The sequence below is a fragment of the Microbacterium proteolyticum genome (assembly GCF_029639405.1).
In the GTDB taxonomy this organism is placed as follows: Bacteria; Actinomycetota; Actinomycetes; order Actinomycetales; family Microbacteriaceae; genus Microbacterium.
Genome location: NZ_CP121274.1, coordinates 3,618,074 through 3,633,046 on the forward strand (window position 1 = coordinate 3,618,074; position 14,973 = coordinate 3,633,046).

Annotated in this window: 15 protein-coding genes; 5 read left to right on the forward strand and 10 right to left on the reverse strand. The window is 71.1% G+C overall.

All coding sequences use genetic code 11. The features are described 5' to 3' along the window. Window positions 1-17: 17 nt before the first annotated feature. Window positions 18-1,463 (reverse strand): amidohydrolase family protein, encoded by a 1,446-nt coding sequence (locus P8R59_RS18135; protein ID WP_278102195.1) that lies wholly within the window; start codon window positions 1,461-1,463, stop codon window positions 18-20. A 127-nt stretch (window positions 1,464-1,590) separates the two neighbouring features. Between P8R59_RS18135 and P8R59_RS18140 the strand changes: the two genes are divergently transcribed. Both P8R59_RS18140 and P8R59_RS18145 read left to right on the forward strand, forming a co-directional pair. Then, window positions 1,591-2,631, forward strand: coding sequence for a ketopantoate reductase family protein (locus P8R59_RS18140; RefSeq protein ID WP_077052071.1), 1,041 nt, complete (start codon window positions 1,591-1,593; stop codon window positions 2,629-2,631). Between the two features lie 119 nt (window positions 2,632-2,750). Continuing rightward, on the forward strand, window positions 2,751-3,443 hold the full coding sequence (locus tag P8R59_RS18145; protein WP_278102196.1) for a helix-turn-helix domain-containing protein: 693 nt from the start codon (window positions 2,751-2,753) through the stop codon (window positions 3,441-3,443). Window positions 3,444-3,465: 22 nt separating this feature from the next. On the opposite strand, the gene P8R59_RS18150 is transcribed toward P8R59_RS18145, so the two are convergent. The 3 genes from P8R59_RS18150 to P8R59_RS18160 are packed head-to-tail and all read right to left on the reverse strand — an operon-like array spanning window position 3,466 to window position 6,323. Then, the gene (locus tag P8R59_RS18150) at window positions 3,466-4,530 is read right to left on the reverse strand and encodes a zinc-dependent alcohol dehydrogenase (protein ID WP_278103859.1); all 1,065 of its coding nucleotides are present in this window, start codon (window positions 4,528-4,530) and stop codon (window positions 3,466-3,468) included. Window positions 4,531-4,535: 5 nt separating this feature from the next. Continuing rightward, the gene (locus P8R59_RS18155; RefSeq protein WP_278102197.1) at window positions 4,536-4,847 is read right to left on the reverse strand and encodes a Dabb family protein; all 312 of its coding nucleotides are present in this window, start codon (window positions 4,845-4,847) and stop codon (window positions 4,536-4,538) included. Between the two features lie 9 nt (window positions 4,848-4,856). Then, a complete protein-coding gene (locus P8R59_RS18160; RefSeq protein WP_278102198.1) occupies window positions 4,857-6,323 on the reverse strand; it encodes an amidohydrolase family protein in 1,467 nt (488 codons plus the stop codon). A 144-nt stretch (window positions 6,324-6,467) separates the two neighbouring features. Between P8R59_RS18160 and P8R59_RS18165 the strand changes: the two genes are divergently transcribed. Next, entirely contained in the window at window positions 6,468-7,472 is a 1,005-nt protein-coding gene (locus tag P8R59_RS18165) for a ketopantoate reductase family protein (protein ID WP_278102199.1), read from the forward strand. A gap of 4 nt (window positions 7,473-7,476) precedes the next feature. On the opposite strand, the gene rlmB is transcribed toward P8R59_RS18165, so the two are convergent. Next, on the reverse strand, window positions 7,477-8,475 hold the full coding sequence (rlmB, locus tag P8R59_RS18170) for a 23S rRNA (guanosine(2251)-2'-O)-methyltransferase RlmB (RefSeq protein WP_278102200.1): 999 nt from the start codon (window positions 8,473-8,475) through the stop codon (window positions 7,477-7,479). Then, entirely contained in the window at window positions 8,468-9,859 is a 1,392-nt protein-coding gene (gene cysS, locus P8R59_RS18175) for a cysteine--tRNA ligase (RefSeq protein ID WP_278102201.1), read from the reverse strand. The genes rlmB and cysS overlap by 8 nt, the downstream gene beginning before the upstream one ends. 68 nt (window positions 9,860-9,927) lie before the next feature. Between cysS and P8R59_RS18180 the strand changes: the two genes are divergently transcribed. Further along, complete coding sequence (locus P8R59_RS18180) at window positions 9,928-10,389, forward strand: GNAT family N-acetyltransferase (protein ID WP_077052078.1); 462 nt, start codon at window positions 9,928-9,930, stop codon at window positions 10,387-10,389. Here the strand turns inward: P8R59_RS18180 and ispD are convergent. Then, complete coding sequence (ispD, locus tag P8R59_RS18185; RefSeq protein WP_278102202.1) at window positions 10,386-11,603, reverse strand: 2-C-methyl-D-erythritol 4-phosphate cytidylyltransferase; 1,218 nt, start codon at window positions 11,601-11,603, stop codon at window positions 10,386-10,388. The two genes, P8R59_RS18180 and ispD, sit on opposite strands and share 4 nt — an antisense overlap. A 41-nt stretch (window positions 11,604-11,644) precedes the next feature. Further along, window positions 11,645-12,127 carry a CarD family transcriptional regulator gene (locus P8R59_RS18190; protein WP_056229249.1) on the reverse strand — a complete coding sequence of 161 codons (483 nt, stop codon included), beginning with the start codon at window positions 12,125-12,127 and terminating at the stop codon, window positions 11,645-11,647. A gap of 183 nt (window positions 12,128-12,310) precedes the next feature. Here P8R59_RS18190 and P8R59_RS18195 point away from each other — a divergent pair, with 183 nt between their 5' ends. After that, window positions 12,311-12,862, forward strand: a complete 552-nt coding sequence (locus P8R59_RS18195) for a DNA modification methylase (protein ID WP_077052080.1) — start codon at window positions 12,311-12,313, stop codon at window positions 12,860-12,862. 58 nt (window positions 12,863-12,920) lie between these two features. Here P8R59_RS18195 and P8R59_RS18200 read toward each other — a convergent pair whose 3' ends face one another. Further along, complete coding sequence (locus tag P8R59_RS18200; protein ID WP_077052081.1) at window positions 12,921-13,604, reverse strand: response regulator transcription factor; 684 nt, start codon at window positions 13,602-13,604, stop codon at window positions 12,921-12,923. Next, window positions 13,601-14,818 (reverse strand): sensor histidine kinase, encoded by a 1,218-nt coding sequence (locus tag P8R59_RS18205; RefSeq protein WP_077052082.1) that lies wholly within the window; start codon window positions 14,816-14,818, stop codon window positions 13,601-13,603. Before P8R59_RS18205 ends, P8R59_RS18200 begins: the two co-directional genes overlap by 4 nt. Between the last annotated feature and the right edge of the window lie 155 nt (window positions 14,819-14,973).

The window sequence follows — 14,973 nt, forward strand, 5'->3', positions numbered from 1 at the left end:
CCAGCACGACTGAAAGCTCACGCGCGCTCGCGGTACAACGGGATGTCGATCGGAGGCTGCGGGATGAAGTCCCCCGCACCGCCCGTCCGGTCGTACAGGTACTCGTGGGAGCGCTCGAGCGTCGCCCTCGCGGCATCCACCTCGACGTGGGTGAGCACGCCCCGCCGCTTGACGACGCGCCCGTCGACGAACACCGTGTCGATGCAGCCGGCGTGCGCCTGCGACACCACCGCGCCCGTCGGATCCGCGCGGTTCCAGCCGACCTGGCTGATCCCCGACATGTCCACGAGCACGATGTCGGCGCGCTTGCCCACGGTGAGCGACCCGACGAGATGGTCCACGCCGGCCGCGCGCGCACCGTTCAGCGTCGCCCACCGCAGCGCGTCCTTCGTCGTCCACGACATGGTCTGCGGCGCCCGCATCGCGGCGTACTCGGGTTCGTCGGCCCGATACCGCGAGGCCTGCAGCACGAGCCTGCTGTGCGAGACCATGTCTCCGCCGTTGCCCGACACGCAGTCGATGCCGAGACTCGGACCCGGCGTGTGGGCGGTCGCCTCGGCGATGGCGGGGTACCCCATCCCCATCTGCATCTCCGTCTCGGCGCACACCGACACCGTCACCCCGCTGTCGTCCAGCAGGTCCCACTCGTGCGGGGTGTTGAAGGTGCAGTGCACGAGGAGCAGGTCGTCGGCCAGCAGCCCGTGGGCGTGCAACACCTCGACGTCCTGGAAGAGCTGGCGCACCATGACCTGATTGGCGTGGAACGTGATGCGCGCTCCGAGATCGCGGGCGAGTCGGAACTCCGCCGCCACGTCGGCCACGGGGGCGATCGCGAGCTCCTGCGGGGCGATGCCGAAGCGCAGCAGCTGGTCGTCGCTGGAGAAGTACTGCTCGCGGATGTGACGGGCGAGCACGGCCCGCGTGGCCAGCGCCGCGGGGTCGGCTCCCCTCGCCGACCCGCCGCGGGACTGACTCCACGTGTTCGTGGTGATGGGGGTCAGTCCGTGGGCGTAGAGGGCCCGGATGCCGGCGTCCCTGAGCCCCGTGACGGCGGCGTGCGCGCCGTCGGGGTCGAGGATGTTGTGGCAGTAGTCGACGATCGTGGTGATGCCGGAGTTGAGGGCGTCCAGCGCTCCGACGTAGTTGCCGGCGTACATATCCTCGGCGCGGTACAGCGGAGCCATGTGCAGCCGGATGCCGCGAAGGTAGTCGGGGATGTTCCCGTCGGCGAGGATGCCGCGCAGCGCCGTCTGCCAGGTGTGGCGGTGGGTGTCGACCATCCCGGGGATGGCGATCTTGTCGCGCCCGTCGACGATCTCGCCGTCGAAGGACCCGTCGTCGACGGCGATGTCCGGACGGATCTCGCGGATGACGCCGTCCTCGATGAGGATGTCGGTGCGGGCGAGGTCGCCGAGTTCCGGGTCGACGGTGGCCGCCGCCACGTTGCGGATGAGTGTGCGCATGGTCGCTCCCTCGCGATCCGATCGGGTCTGCGTCGACCCGACGTTGTGCTGAACTACACACGAATGTACAGTCGCACCCAGATTTGTAAAGCCTGAGCGAACGTTCAGCCGGTGTCGAGGAGGACCCATGTCACGAACGAGCCCCCGGATCGCCGTGCTCGGCACCGGTGCCCAGGGAGCCAGCATCGGCGCGGACCTGCTGCGCGCCGGTCTCGACGTCACCTACATCGAGCAGTGGCCCGCCCACGTCGAGGCCATGCGCGCCCGCGGCATCGAGGTACGGCTCCCCGACGAGACGCACGTGACCCCCGTCCACCCGCTGCATCTGTGCGAGGTCGCGACGCTGCGCGAGCCGTTCGACATCGTGTTCATCGTCGTGAAGGCCTACGACACGCGCTGGGTCGCGGAGCTCATCGCCCCGCACGTCGCCGAGGACGGCTTGGTCGTGGGCGTGCAGAACGGGATGACCCAGGATGCCATCGCCGCCGCCGTGGGGGCGCACCGCACCATGGGCGCGGTGATCGAGGTGGCATCCAACATGTTCGAGCCGGGCATCGTGAACCGCCAGACGCCGGTCTCCGGCTCGTGGTTCGCGGTCGGTGCGTACGACGACGCGGCGCGGGGGCGCGAGCACGAGGTGCAGGCGGTGCTCTCGCACACGGGGCGGGTGGACGTCTCCCCCGACATCCGTTCGTCGAAGTGGATGAAGCTCGTCGCCAACGCGGGCGAGCTCGTCCCGTCCGCGATCCTCGACCTGCCCCTGGCCTCCGCCGTCGCGCTGCCGGGTGTGCACGACTTCATGATCGAGTGCGGCAAGGAGGCCGCGCGCGCCGCCCTCGCCGACGGCAGCCGCCTCGTCCCCATCTTCGGTCTCTCCGACGACGCCGTGACCGACCCCGACCGCTACGCCGCCGACCTGCTGGGCGCGGTGCTCGACAGCTTCTCGCTCCCCGACACGAACACCACCGTGCTGCAGGACTGGATGAAGGGCCGCCACGCCGAGTACGACGAGGTCAACGGTCTCGTCGTGTCGGTGCTGGCCGCGGCGGGCCAGGAGGCGCCCTACAACGCGCACACCGTCCGGCTCGCGAAAGAGATCGAAGCCGGACGGATGCCGCGTTCCGCCGCCAACCTCGACGTCCTGTTGGACGTCCCCGGACGCGGGTGAGGCTCGGCCGTGTTCAGGCGCGGCGCACAGGATGTGCGCGAATCGGCCGGTAGCGTGTTCTCGCGAAGGGCGGGGTCCCGGTGATCGGGTTCACCTCCGTCGGACGAGGAGGCGCGGACATGACCGACGACATCGGCAGCAGGCTGCGCGACGCGCGGCTGCAGCGCGGCATGAGCCTGCGCAGCGTCGCCAGCTCGCTGGGCGTCTCGGCGAGCCTGATCTCGCAGGTCGAGACGGGCAAGACGCAGCCCTCGGTCTCGACCCTCTACGCGATGGTCACGCACCTCGGCATCTCGATCGATGAGCTGCTCGGCGTCTCCCCCACGCCGCCGGCCGGTACCGCCGCTCCCGCGCCCGAGCCCCTTCCCGCGGATCTCACGGTGCAGCGCGCCGCCGACAACGCCGTCCTCGACATGGAGAACGGCGTGCGGTGGGAGCGCCTGGCCGCGGGCGTCGGCCCGGCCGACTCGCTGCTGGTCACATACCAGCCGGGGGCGTCCAGCTCCATCGAGGGCAAGATGATGCGCCACGCGGGGGTCGAGTACGCCTACCTCCTCGAGGGCGAACTGACACTCCGCCTCGAGTTCGACACCTTCACGCTCCGCGCGGGCGACAGTCTGCACTTCGACTCCGTGCGTCCGCACCTCTACGTCAATCAGAGCAACGCGATCGCGCGCGGCATCTGGTTCGTGGTCGGGCGCCGCGAGCAGAACCAGGCCATGCCGTCGGCCGGGCAGCAGTTCAGCGCCCCGCGCGAAACGATCGGGTCAGCGGTCGACGTCCTCCGGGCGATGGACGACCTCGACCGCTGACCGCGCTGTTCGGCGGTCGGTGTCACACCCTCGCGGGCGCGACACCGTGCCGCGCCACTCGACGCCGCGAGGCCGTGGGGTCGATCACCGTCTTGATCTGACGGGAGCCGCCCCGGGTGAGCGGCTCCAGCGCCCCGTCGGCGACCTCGTCCAGGGGCAGCACTTCGTCGGCGACGTCGGTCCAGTCGGGACGGCCGGCCAGCAGCTCCACCGCACGGGGCAGGTCGACGCCGATCGCGTGGGCGACGGTCCCGACGATCGTGTACTCGCGCAGCGTCCATGCCCCCAGGGGAATCGGGACGTCCTCGCGCTGGATGCCGACGGGCACGAGCACCGCGCCCGGCAGTGCCGCGGCGACGACCTCGTCCCACCCGGCGCGCGATCCGCTCACCTCGAACAGCACGTCGGCCTCACGGCCGGCGGCGGTGAGGCCGTCCGCGACGGACTGCTCCCCCGCGAGCAGCGTGCGCTCGGCGCCGAGATCGCGGGCGAGGGTGAGACGCGCCTCCGACCGGTCGACGGCGAGCACGCGTGCGCCGACGGCCGCGGCGGCGTATGTGATGAACGCGCCGATCCCCCCGATCCCGAGGACGACGGCATCCTGCCCCGCCGACAGACCGCTGCGGGATACCGCGTGCACGGCGATGGCCATTGGCTGCGCGAGGGCGAGAGTGTCGGATGCCAGGCCCCACGCCGTGACGTCGAGCAGGGTCGCGGCGGGCACGCGGACGAACTCCGCGAGCCCGCCGTCGATCTGCAGCCCCGCCGTCCGGTAGCGGCGGCACAGGTTCGTGCGCCCGGCGCGGCACGGCTTGCACTCGCCGCACGAGATGCCCGCCCCGGAGACGACCTGAGCGCCCAGCGGCAGGTCGACGCCTGCGCCCACCGCCTCGACCGTGCCGGTGAACTCGTGGCCGAGCACCACCGGCAGGTGCGTGAGGACCGGACCGCGGGAGTACTCCGTCGCATCCGATCCGCACACGCCGCACCCGGTCACGCGCACGAGCGCCTCGCCGGGGCCCGGCACCGGAACGGGGCGATCCTCGATCCGCAGGTCGCCGGCGCTGTAGAGGACGGCGGCGCGCATGTGCGTCACAGAGCGGTCCCGTCTGGGACCTCGAGCTGCACGGCCTGGCGCGACTCGATCATCCGCGCGAGGTGCGCCTCGTACACCGCGGCGTGCGCCGGCGAATCGAGGTACGCGGCGAGCGCCTGCTCGTCCGCGACGAGCGCCACCACGGCGTAATCCGCGGGGCTCGGGCGCAGTCGCAGGTTCACGCCGCAGCGGTATCCGCTGAGCATGGGGAGCGCCCCGGCCATCTCTTCGAGTGCCCCGGTCAGTGCCTCCACCTCCTCGGGGCCGACTTCGGGTCTCCAGGTGAACAGTGCGGCGTGCAGGATCATGCGGTCCTCTCAGTCGTTGGCGCGGGCGACGACGTGCGCGTCCCCGTCGGTGTAGCGGTACGGGTTCTCGATCTCCTCGTCGACGGGGATCTCGGGGTGCATGCCCTCCGCCCACGCCTGCTCCCCCAGCTTCGACCGCACGTACTCGACCGACGCCGCCACCTTGTCGCGGACGGGCGCGAGCGGCAGGCCGATGCGCTTCCCCTGGTACTTCACGACCTTGCCGTCGACGACGACGGTGTGCACGTCGGCCGTCCCGGCCTGGTAGACCACGTGGGCATAGGGGTGCAGGATCGGGGTCATCGCCGGGGACTCATCGTTCTTGATGAGCACGATGTCGGCGCGCTTTCCCGGGGTCAGCGATCCGATGCGGTCCTCCAGACCGATCGAGCGGGCGCCGCCGACGGTGGCCATGCGCAGCACGTCCTCCGCGCGCAGGCGGTTCGCGACGATCGTCTCGCCGCGCGCGTGCGCCTCGAGGTGGTCGCGTGACCGGTCGGCGCTGAGGGTCGCGCGCATGGCCGAGAAGAAGTCGGCGCTCCACCAGACGCTGGTGTCCATCGACAGGGATGCCGGGATGCCGTGCTTGCGGATCGCCCACGTCGAGGGATAGCCCTGGCCGGCGCTCTGCTCCGACTCGGTGGCGACCGAGACGGTGCCGCCGGTGGCCGCGATCTTCTGGTAGCTCTGCTCGTTGAGCGACGCGGAGTGGACGTAGCAGATCTCCGGCGTCATGAACCCGGCGTCGTACATCTGGGTGATGGCGGTGTCGGTCGTGGCGCCCCAGACTCCCGCGTGCGTCGTGACGCGCAGACCCAGCTCGCGCGCCGCCTCGAACGCGCCGCGCTCGGGGAAGTCGGAGGCGCCCGGCACGTCGAACGCCAGCTGCAGCGTCAGCATGTCGTCGTGCGAGGAGAAGTTCTTCGACACGAAGTCGCGGAACTCCGGGGCGTTGGCCCACTCCCACGGGGCTCCGAGGTAGTTGCCGTACCCGAGCACGAAGCGGCCCGGGATCTCGCGCAGCGCCTGCAGCGCCGCTTCCCCGTACTCGGGGGTCCGGAGGCCGTGCGACCAGTCCAACGTCGTCGTGACGCCCGTGTCGACGGACTCGAGCGCGCTGAGGAGGTTGCCGGCGTACACGTCCTCGGGACGGAACACCTCGCCCCAGTTCAGGTAGTAGAAGACGAAGTACTGGCTGAGCGCCCAGTCGCCGCCGTACCCTCGCAGCGCCGACTGCCACATGTGGCGGTGGGTGTCGATGAAGCCGGGGGTCACGATGCCCCCGGATGCGTCGATCTCGAGCGTGCCCTCCGGCACCTCGAGACGGTGCCCGACCGCGGCGATGTCGCGGCCGATCACGAGGACGTCGGCGTCGTCCAGAACGCCCTGCTCATCCATGGTGATGACGGTGGCGTTGCGGAAGACGAACGGGCGGTCAGCCGAGAACTGCTCGGCGGCGGGTGTGCTTTCGGTCATGGCCTTCTCCCCATCGAGAATGTTCGTTCCTGGTTTACACTCTCCTCAGGGTCGAGGCAAGAGTGCGATTTTCGTTCAGCCCTTATACATGAACACGCGATCTCGCCTCCATCGCGTTCGCTGACACTCCAACGAGGGAGCGACATGTCCACTCCGTCCATCGCTGTGCTGGGCGCCGGCGCCAACGGGGCCTCGATCGGTGCCGACCTCATCGACGCGGGCCTCGATCCCGTACTGATCGAGCAGTGGCCCGCCCACGTCGAAGCCATGCGGCGCGACGGTCTGCGCATCGAGATGCCGTCGAGGACCCACCACGTGCATCCGCGCACGCTCCACCTCTGCGAGGTCGCGACCCTGCGCGAACCGTTCGATCTGGTCCTGCTGGTGACGAAGGCCTACGACGCCCGGTGGGCCGCCGCGCTCATCGAGCCCCACCTCGCCGCCGACGGCGCGATCGCCGCGGTCCAGAACGGCATGACGACCGATGCCGTGGCCGACGTCGTCGGCGCGCACCGGACGGTCGGCACCGTGATCGAGATCTCCTCCACCATGACCGACCCCGGCGTCGTGCACCGCCACGTCGACCCCGAGCGGTCCTGGTTCGCGGTGGATGCCACGGCGCCGCGCGGGCACGACGTGGCCGATGTCCTGTCGCACTCGGGAGAGGTCGCCCGCGTGGACGACATCGCCTCCGCCAAGTGGATGAAGCTCGTCAGCAACGCCTCGGTGCTCGTGCCCACGGCGGCACTGGGCCTTCCCATGGTCGACGCGATCGAGGTGCCCGGGATGCGCGATCTCATGCTCGAGGCCGGACGCGAAGCGCTCCGCGTCGCCGGCGACCACCGCGTCCTCCCGATCTTCGGGCTGACGCCTGAGTCGATCGCGAGTTCGCCCGACGTCGTCGAGACCATGCTCGACGCGCTCTACACGCGCTTCACCGTGCCGGGCGCGACGACCACCGTGCTCCAGGACTGGCGGAAGGGCCGCCACAGCGAGGTCGACGACATCAACGGCGCCGTCGTCGCCGCCGGCCGGAGACTCGGCATCCCCACCCCCGTCAACGACGCGATCGTCGAGGTGGGCCACGCCGTCGAGCGCGGAGAGATCGAGCCCGCCCTGACCGCGCTGCAGCTCCTGCAGCGCGGCTGAGGGGTCAGTCGGCGTTACGCAGCGTGGACACCTGGTACAGGGCGACGGATGCCGCAATACCGGCGTTGAGCGACTCGGTCGCCGCCGAGATCGGGATCGACACCACCTGATCGCACGTCTCGGTCACCAGGCGCGACAGGCCCTTGCCCTCGGATCCGACGACGATCACGACGGGGCGGTCGGCGAGCTGGAGGTCGGGCAGAGCGACGTCGCCGTCGCCGGCGAGACCGAGGATGAAGACGCCCTGCTTCTTGAACTCCTTCAGCGTCGCGGTGAGGTTCGCTGCGAGCGCGACCGGCACGCGCGCGGCCGCGCCGGCGCTCGTCTTCCACGCCGCGGAGTTCACGCTCGCCGAGCGGCGCTGCGGCAGGACGAGGCCCTGACCGCCGAACGCCGCGGTCGAGCGGATGATGGCACCGAGGTTGCGCGGGTCGGTCACGCCGTCGAGGGCGACCAGGAGCGGGAGCTCACCGCGGTCGATGATCTTCTCGAGCAGGTCCTGCGGGTGGGCGTACTCGTACGGCGGCACCTTCAGCGCCACGCCCTGGTGCACGCCGTCGAAACCGGCCATGCGGTCGAGCTCGGGGCGGGTCACCTCGAGCACCGGGATGCCGCGGTTCGTCGCGATCGACAGCATCTCCTTCACGCGGTCGTCCATCTCCACGCGCTGCGCGATGTAGAACGCGGTGGCGGGGATCTTCGCGCGCAGTGCTTCGAGCACCGAGTTGCGCCCGGTGACCGTTTCGGTGTCGTCGCTCTGCTTGGCGCGGGGGCGACCCTGCGACGAGCCCACCGGGCGCACGCCGGGCTTGCCCTTGCCGCCGGCGGCGGCGTAGCGCTCCTGGGCGGCCTTGCGCTTCCCGGCGACGTGCCAGGCGCGGTCCTCGGCCTTGGGCGTGGGGCCCTTGCCCTCGAGCGCCTTGCGCGAGTGTCCGCCGGTGCCCTTGAGCGGGCCCTTCTTCTTGCCGGGGTTACGGGCTCCCGGACGTCCAGGCTTAGGCATCGATACTCCAATTGGTTCCGGCCGGAGTGTCCTCCAGCGTGATTCCGGCGGCGGCGATGGCATCACGGATGCGATCAGCAGCGGCCCAGTCCTTGTCGGCGCGCGCGCGGGCGCGCTGCGCGATCATCTCGCGCACGAGCGCGTCGAGTGCGGTGTCGGTTCCGCCCGCGGGGGCGGGCTCCGCGGCATCCAGCCCCAGCACCGACAGCATGGCGGACACCGCGCGGCCGGCGCGGGCCGCGCCGTCGAGGTCTCCCTCATCGACGGCGATGTTCCCGGCGCGCACGGTTTCGTGCACGACCGCGAGGGCCTGCGGGACGCCGAGGTCGTCGTCCATCGCCGCGGCGAACGCTTCCGGCAGATCCGCGGGCCCGTTCGCGGCGGCCGATTCCCCCGCGGTGCGATGCACCCGCTGCAGGAACGTCGCGATGCGGTCGAGCGCGGCACGCGCCTCGTCGAATCCACGGTCCGACACGTCGAGACTCGAGCGGTAGTGCGCCCCGGCGAGCGCGTACCGCACGACGAGCGGGTCGCGCTCGGCGAGCACGTCGGCGGCGAGCGTGAAGTTGCCGAGCGACTTCGACATCTTCTGTCCGTCGACGGTGACCAGGCCGTTGTGCACCCAGTAGCGCGCGAACGCGTCGCCCGCGGCGGTGGACTGCGCGATCTCGTTCTCGTGGTGCGGGAAGCGGAGGTCGAGTCCGCCGCCGTGGATGTCGAACTCGGGGCCGAGGTAGCGCCGCGACATCGCGGAGCACTCGATGTGCCAGCCGGGGCGACCGGCACCCCACGGCGACGTCCAGGTCGCGGACGCCGGCTCCCCCTCCTTCGCGCCCTTCCACAGGGCGAAGTCGCGGGGGTCGCGCTTGCCGCGCGGGTCGGCATCGGTCGCCGACTCCATGGCATCCACGCTCTGGCGGGTGAGCTCGCCGTAGGCGGGCCACGACCGCACGTCGAAGTAGACGTCGCCGGCGGCGGCATACGCGTGGCCGCGCTCGATGAGCTCGGCGATCAGCTCTTGCATCTGCGTGACCGACGCGGTCGCGCGCGGCTCGTACGTCGGGGCCAGGATGCCGACGGCGGCATAGGCCCGCGAGAACTCCAGCTCCATGCGGTACGCCAGCGCCCACCACGGCTCGGCGTCGGTGGCGTTCGCGAGGATCTTGTCGTCGATGTCGGTGACGTTGCGCACGAACGTCACACGGCCGAAGCGGTGCGCGAGCCACCGGCGCAGCAGGTCGAATGCGAGGGCGGCGCGGACGTGCCCGATGTGCGGACCCGACTGCACGGTGGGACCGCACACGTACATCGTGACGTTCGCGGGGTCGACGGGGACGAAGTCGCGCAGAGCCTGCGCTTTCGTGTCATACAGCCGAACGGTCACCGCACAAGCCTACCGGCCGCCCCTGGAGGCGACCCGTGCCCGAAACACGGCCGCGCTAGGGTCGCTGCATGCCGCTGGAGATCCGCCTCGATGACGTGTCCGTCGCCGACACCCGCGCGCTCGTGACCGCGCACGTGTCGGGCATGCTCGAGAACACCCCGCCGGAGAGCTGCCACGCCCTCGACGCCGACGCGCTCGTCGACAAGGGCGCCCTGCTGTGGTCCGCCCGGGTGGACGGGGAACTCGCGGGCATCGGCGCGCTGTCGCCGTTCGGCGCCGACGCCGGGGAGCTGAAGTCCATGCGCGTCACGGACCGTTTCCTCGGGAAAGGGATCGGCCGCGCGATCCTGCGGCACATCGTGGCCGAGGCGCGGGAGCGCGGCATCCGGAGCCTGTGGCTCGAGACGGGGAGCGGCGACGACTTCGCGGCGGCTCGGGGCCTCTACGCGAGCGAGGGATTCGTGGAGTGCGCGCCGTTCGGGTCGTATCGGCCCGACCCGCTGTCGACGTTCATGACTCGCGAGATCTAGACCGGGAGCACGAGCGCCGTCGCGAACGCGGCGACGCCCTCGGTGCGGCCCGTGAATCCGAGGCCGTCGGTCGTCGTCGCGCTCACCGAGACGGGCGCGCCCCCGAGTGCGGCGGACAACGCGCGCTCCGCCTCGGCGCGGCGCCCCGCGAAGCGCGGACGGTTGGCCTGCACCTGGACCGACACGTTGCCGATGCGCCAGCCCGCCTCTGCGAGGAGATTCCGCGTGTGCGCGAGGAAAGCCTCGGCGTGCGCTCCGGCGAACTCCGGACGATCGACGCCGAAGTGCGTGCCGATGTCGCCGAGGCCCGCGGCGGCCAGCAGAGCATCGACGATCGCGTGCGCCACGGCGTCGCCGTCCGAGTGACCCGAAAGGGCCTGCTCTCCCGGCCATTCCAGACCCGCGAGCCACAGCGTGCCGTCACCGCCGTAGCCGTGCACGTCGGTGCCGATCCCGACGCGCGGCGCACCCGCCGCCGGAGCGGTCGGGGCGGGAGCGGACGGGGCGAGGGCCGGCGCGGCGTCGGCGAGCAGGGCCCGCGCACGGTCGAGGTCGGGGCCGGTCGTGATCTTGAACGACGCCGCGTCTCCGGCCACCGTGATCACGGGGTGACCCGCGGCGGCGACCAGCGCCGCGTCGTCGGTGTGGTCGGCGTCGGCGGAGCGGAGAGCCTCCTCCAGGATGCCGCGGCGGAAGCCCTGCGGCGTCTGCGCGGCGGCGAGCTCCGACCGATCCACGGCCGCGACGATCGCGCCCTCGGCATCCACGCGTTTGATGGTGTCGACGACGGGCACCGCGGGGATCACGGCGTCCGCCCCGGCGTCAAGTGCCGCGACGACCCGCTCGAACACCGCCGGCGGGGTGAGGGCGCGCGCCGCGTCGTGCACGAGCACGGTGTCGACGTCGGCCCGGAGCGCGGCGAGCCCCGCCGCGACCGAAGACTGACGCGTCGCTCCGCCGGAGACGACCGACACGAGATCCCGGCGATCACCCGCGACCGCATGCGCGTCGGTCAGCGCGGCGCCCTCGAATCCCGAGGGGACCACGACGACCACCTGCGCACGCGGCGCGGCAAAGACGCCGCTCAGAGAGTGACGAAGGATCGTGTGCTCGTCGAGGCCGACGAACGCCTTCGGGGCGCCCCCGTTCAAACGGGTGCCGGAGCCGGCGGCGACGACGATGACGGCCAGACGCGGGACGGGTGCGGGGATCACCCGACCACGCTAGCGCGGCCGTGCGGCGAAGCCGTGCGGCGTCAGGACGCGAGGACCTCGTCGAGGACGACGCTCGCGCGGTCCTCATCGGTCTTCTCGGCCAGAGCGAGCTCGGACACCAGGATCTGGCGGGCCTTGGCCAGCATGCGCTTCTCACCGGCGGACAGGCCGCGGTCCTGATCGCGGCGCCACAGGTCGCGGACGACCTCGCTCACCTTGATGACGTCACCCGAGGCGAGCTTCTCGAGGTTCGCCTTGTAGCGGCGCGACCAGTTGGTCGGCTCCTCGGTGAAGGGTGCGCGCAGCACCTCGAAGACGCGGTCGAGACCCTCTTTGCCGATCACGTCGCGCACGCCGACCAGGTCGACGTTGTCGGCGGGGACCTCGATGACGAGGTCGCCCTGCGTGACGTTGAGCTTCAGGTATTTCTTCGTCTCGCCCTTGATGACGCGTTCCTTGACCTCGATGATCGTGGCCGCGCCATGGTGCGGGTAAACGACGGTCTCGCCAACCTCAAAAAGCATGGAGTTATGTCCTTTCGGCAACATCCAGGATACCACAGGCCCCGATGCGCTAAGGTTCCGCCCCACCCCGCGACGACCCCTCTCCCGCGCGTGAGCCCCTCCGTGCGAGCGCCCACGGGAGCGGGCCGCGGTCGCCGACCCCGTAGGATGATCAGGATGCCGTCTGTCGTTCCGGGAGGATCCGTGAAAACGCGCCTGTTCGCGTCCCTGGCCGTGGGGGCCGCCGTCGTTCTCGGAACGACGGGATGCAATCTCATCGCCCCCCAGGCGACCACCATCGACTACTCCGCCTCCGACGGGGTCAATGTCCCCGAGTCCGGTCCGCTGAAGGTGCGCAACGCCCTCATCGTCACCGACGAAGAGGGTTCCGGTGGCAACCTCGTCGCGGCCATCGTGAACAGCACCACCGAGGCCCAGACCCTGCGGGTCGAGGTCGGCGAGGGCGGCAGCACCGTCCGTGCGTCGGTCCAGGTCCCGGCGAGCAGCACCGTGAGCCTCGGCGATCTCGCCAACGACGTCGCCCCCCTCGCCCTCGACGGTTTCGAGGGTGCGGCCGGGTCGACCGTCCCCGTCTACTTCCAGTCCGGCGACGGCCAGGGCGCGCTCATCGACGTGCCCGTCCTCGACGGCGCTCTGGAGTACCTCCGGACCCTCGCGCCGACCCCCACGCCGACGAGCATCCTCGTCCCGGCCACGACGCCCTCGGCCACCCCGTCGCCGACGCCGTCGTCCTGATCGCAACGACGAAGGCGCCGACGGTGATCCGTCGGCGCCTTCGTCGTTCCCGCGGCTGTCAGGCCTCGAAGCGGTAGCCGAGTCCGCGGACCGTCACGAGCATGGACGGCTCGCTGGGGCTCTGCTCGATGCGGGAGCGGATGCGCTTGATGTGCACGTCGAGCGTCTTGGTGTCGCCGAAGTAGTCGGTGCCCCAGACCCGGTCGATGAGCTGGCCGCGGGTCAGCACGCGACCGGCGTTGCGCATGAGCACCTCGAGAAGTTCGAACTCCTTCAACGGCATGCTGATCTCGGCCCCGTCGACCGAGACGGTGTGCCGGTCGATGTCGAGCGTCACGCGTCCGCCGCTGAGGATGCGTTCGTCGAGGTCCGACTCCTCCGGGTTGCGGCGGCGCAGGACGGCCCGCATGCGGGCGAGGAGCTCGCGTGTGGAGTAGGGCTTGGTGACGTAGTCGTCGGCGCCGAGCTCGAGCCCCACCACGATGTCGACCTCGGAGTCCTTGGCCGTCAACATGATGATCGGCACGTGCGAGGTCAGCCGGAGCTGGCGGCACACCTCGGTCCCCGGCATCCCGGGGAGCATGAGGTCCAGCAGCAGGATGTCGGCGCCCCGCTCGCGGAAGGCGGCGAGAGCGAGCGCGCCGTCCTCGGCGATCTCGACCTCGTACCCCTCCCGTCGCAGCAGGTAGGCGAGCGGGTCGGCGAGATCGGGCTCGTCCTCGACGATCAGAACACGGGTCATGCGGTGTCTCCCTTCACGGGTGCGGGGCGGGCGGCGGAGCCGGACTTGCGGCCCTTGCGGCGCGCCTTCGGACGAACCAGATCGAGGTCGGGTGCCTCGGTCCGGGGCAGGCGGATGGTGAATGTCGAGCCGCGCTCGGGTCGCGACCAGAGTCGGACCTCGCCGCCGTGCCGCTGCACGGCGTGCTTGACGATCGACAGGCCGAGACCCGTGCCGCCGGTCCGACGGGAGCGGGCCTGGTCGGCGCGGTAGAAGCGCTCGAAGACGCGGTGCTGGTCGCTCTCGGGGATGCCGATCCCCCGGTCGGTCACGGCGATCTCCACGACGTCCTCGTCGAGCTTGACCCCCACCCCGACCTTCGAGCCCTGGGGAGAGTAGGCGATCGCGTTGGCGATGAGATTGCCGACGGCCTCGGTGAGGATCTGCGGTTCGCCCCGTACCCACAGCCCCTTGACGCCGCCGCGCACGACGGTCACCTGGGCCGAGTCGGCCTGGATCGTGTGCGACTCGATGGCCGCGGTCACGACCTCGTCGATCGAGACGTCGCGCACGTCGCGGAGCTCGTCGGAGGCCTGCAGACGGGAGAGGCTCAGGATGCGGTTGGTCAGGGCGGAGAGGCGCTGGATCTCGGCCTGCATGCGGCCGGAGAAGTACCGCACCTGCGCGGGGTCGTCGGCGGCGGATTCGATCGCCTCGGCCAGGAGGCTCACCGCACCGACCGGCGTCTTCAGCTCGTGGCTGGTGTTGGCGACGAAGTCACGCCGCATCTCCTCCACGCGCTCGCGCTCGGTGATGTCGCGCAGCACCAGCAGGACCAGGCGCGGCGAGACGGGGGCGGCGCGCACGGCGACGAGGCGCGGCTCGGCGGGAGCGGCACCGCGACGCAGGCGCAGCTTCTCGCTGACCGGGGCGCCGTTCTCGCGCGCGGTGCGGGCGACGCGCCGCAGATCGTCGTCGGCGATGGCGCTGCCGGCATCCAGTCCGAAGACCTCGGCAGCGGGAGACAGAGCGAGCACGGTGGCGGACGTGTCGCACACCACCGCGGGGTCGTCCAGGGCGCCGAGCATGGACTCCACGCCCTCGGGGAGTTCCGACGACCCCTGGGCGAGTGCCCGGTCCCGGGCGCGCTGCGCGACGACGATGAGGCTCACGACGGAGCTCCCGACGATGATTCCCACGAGGAGCGCGAGCAGCGAGAGCTGCGTCTGATCCATGGCTCCAGCGTAGAGCCGCCCATCGGACGTCACCGGACGTTCAGACAGGGGCGACCGTGCCGAGCAGTTACTATTCACTGTCACAGCACCACTCGTTAACCTTCGCTCGGAAGAATCCCGGAGGGTCGCGGGACGTATGTGTGCCGTGCCGCCGA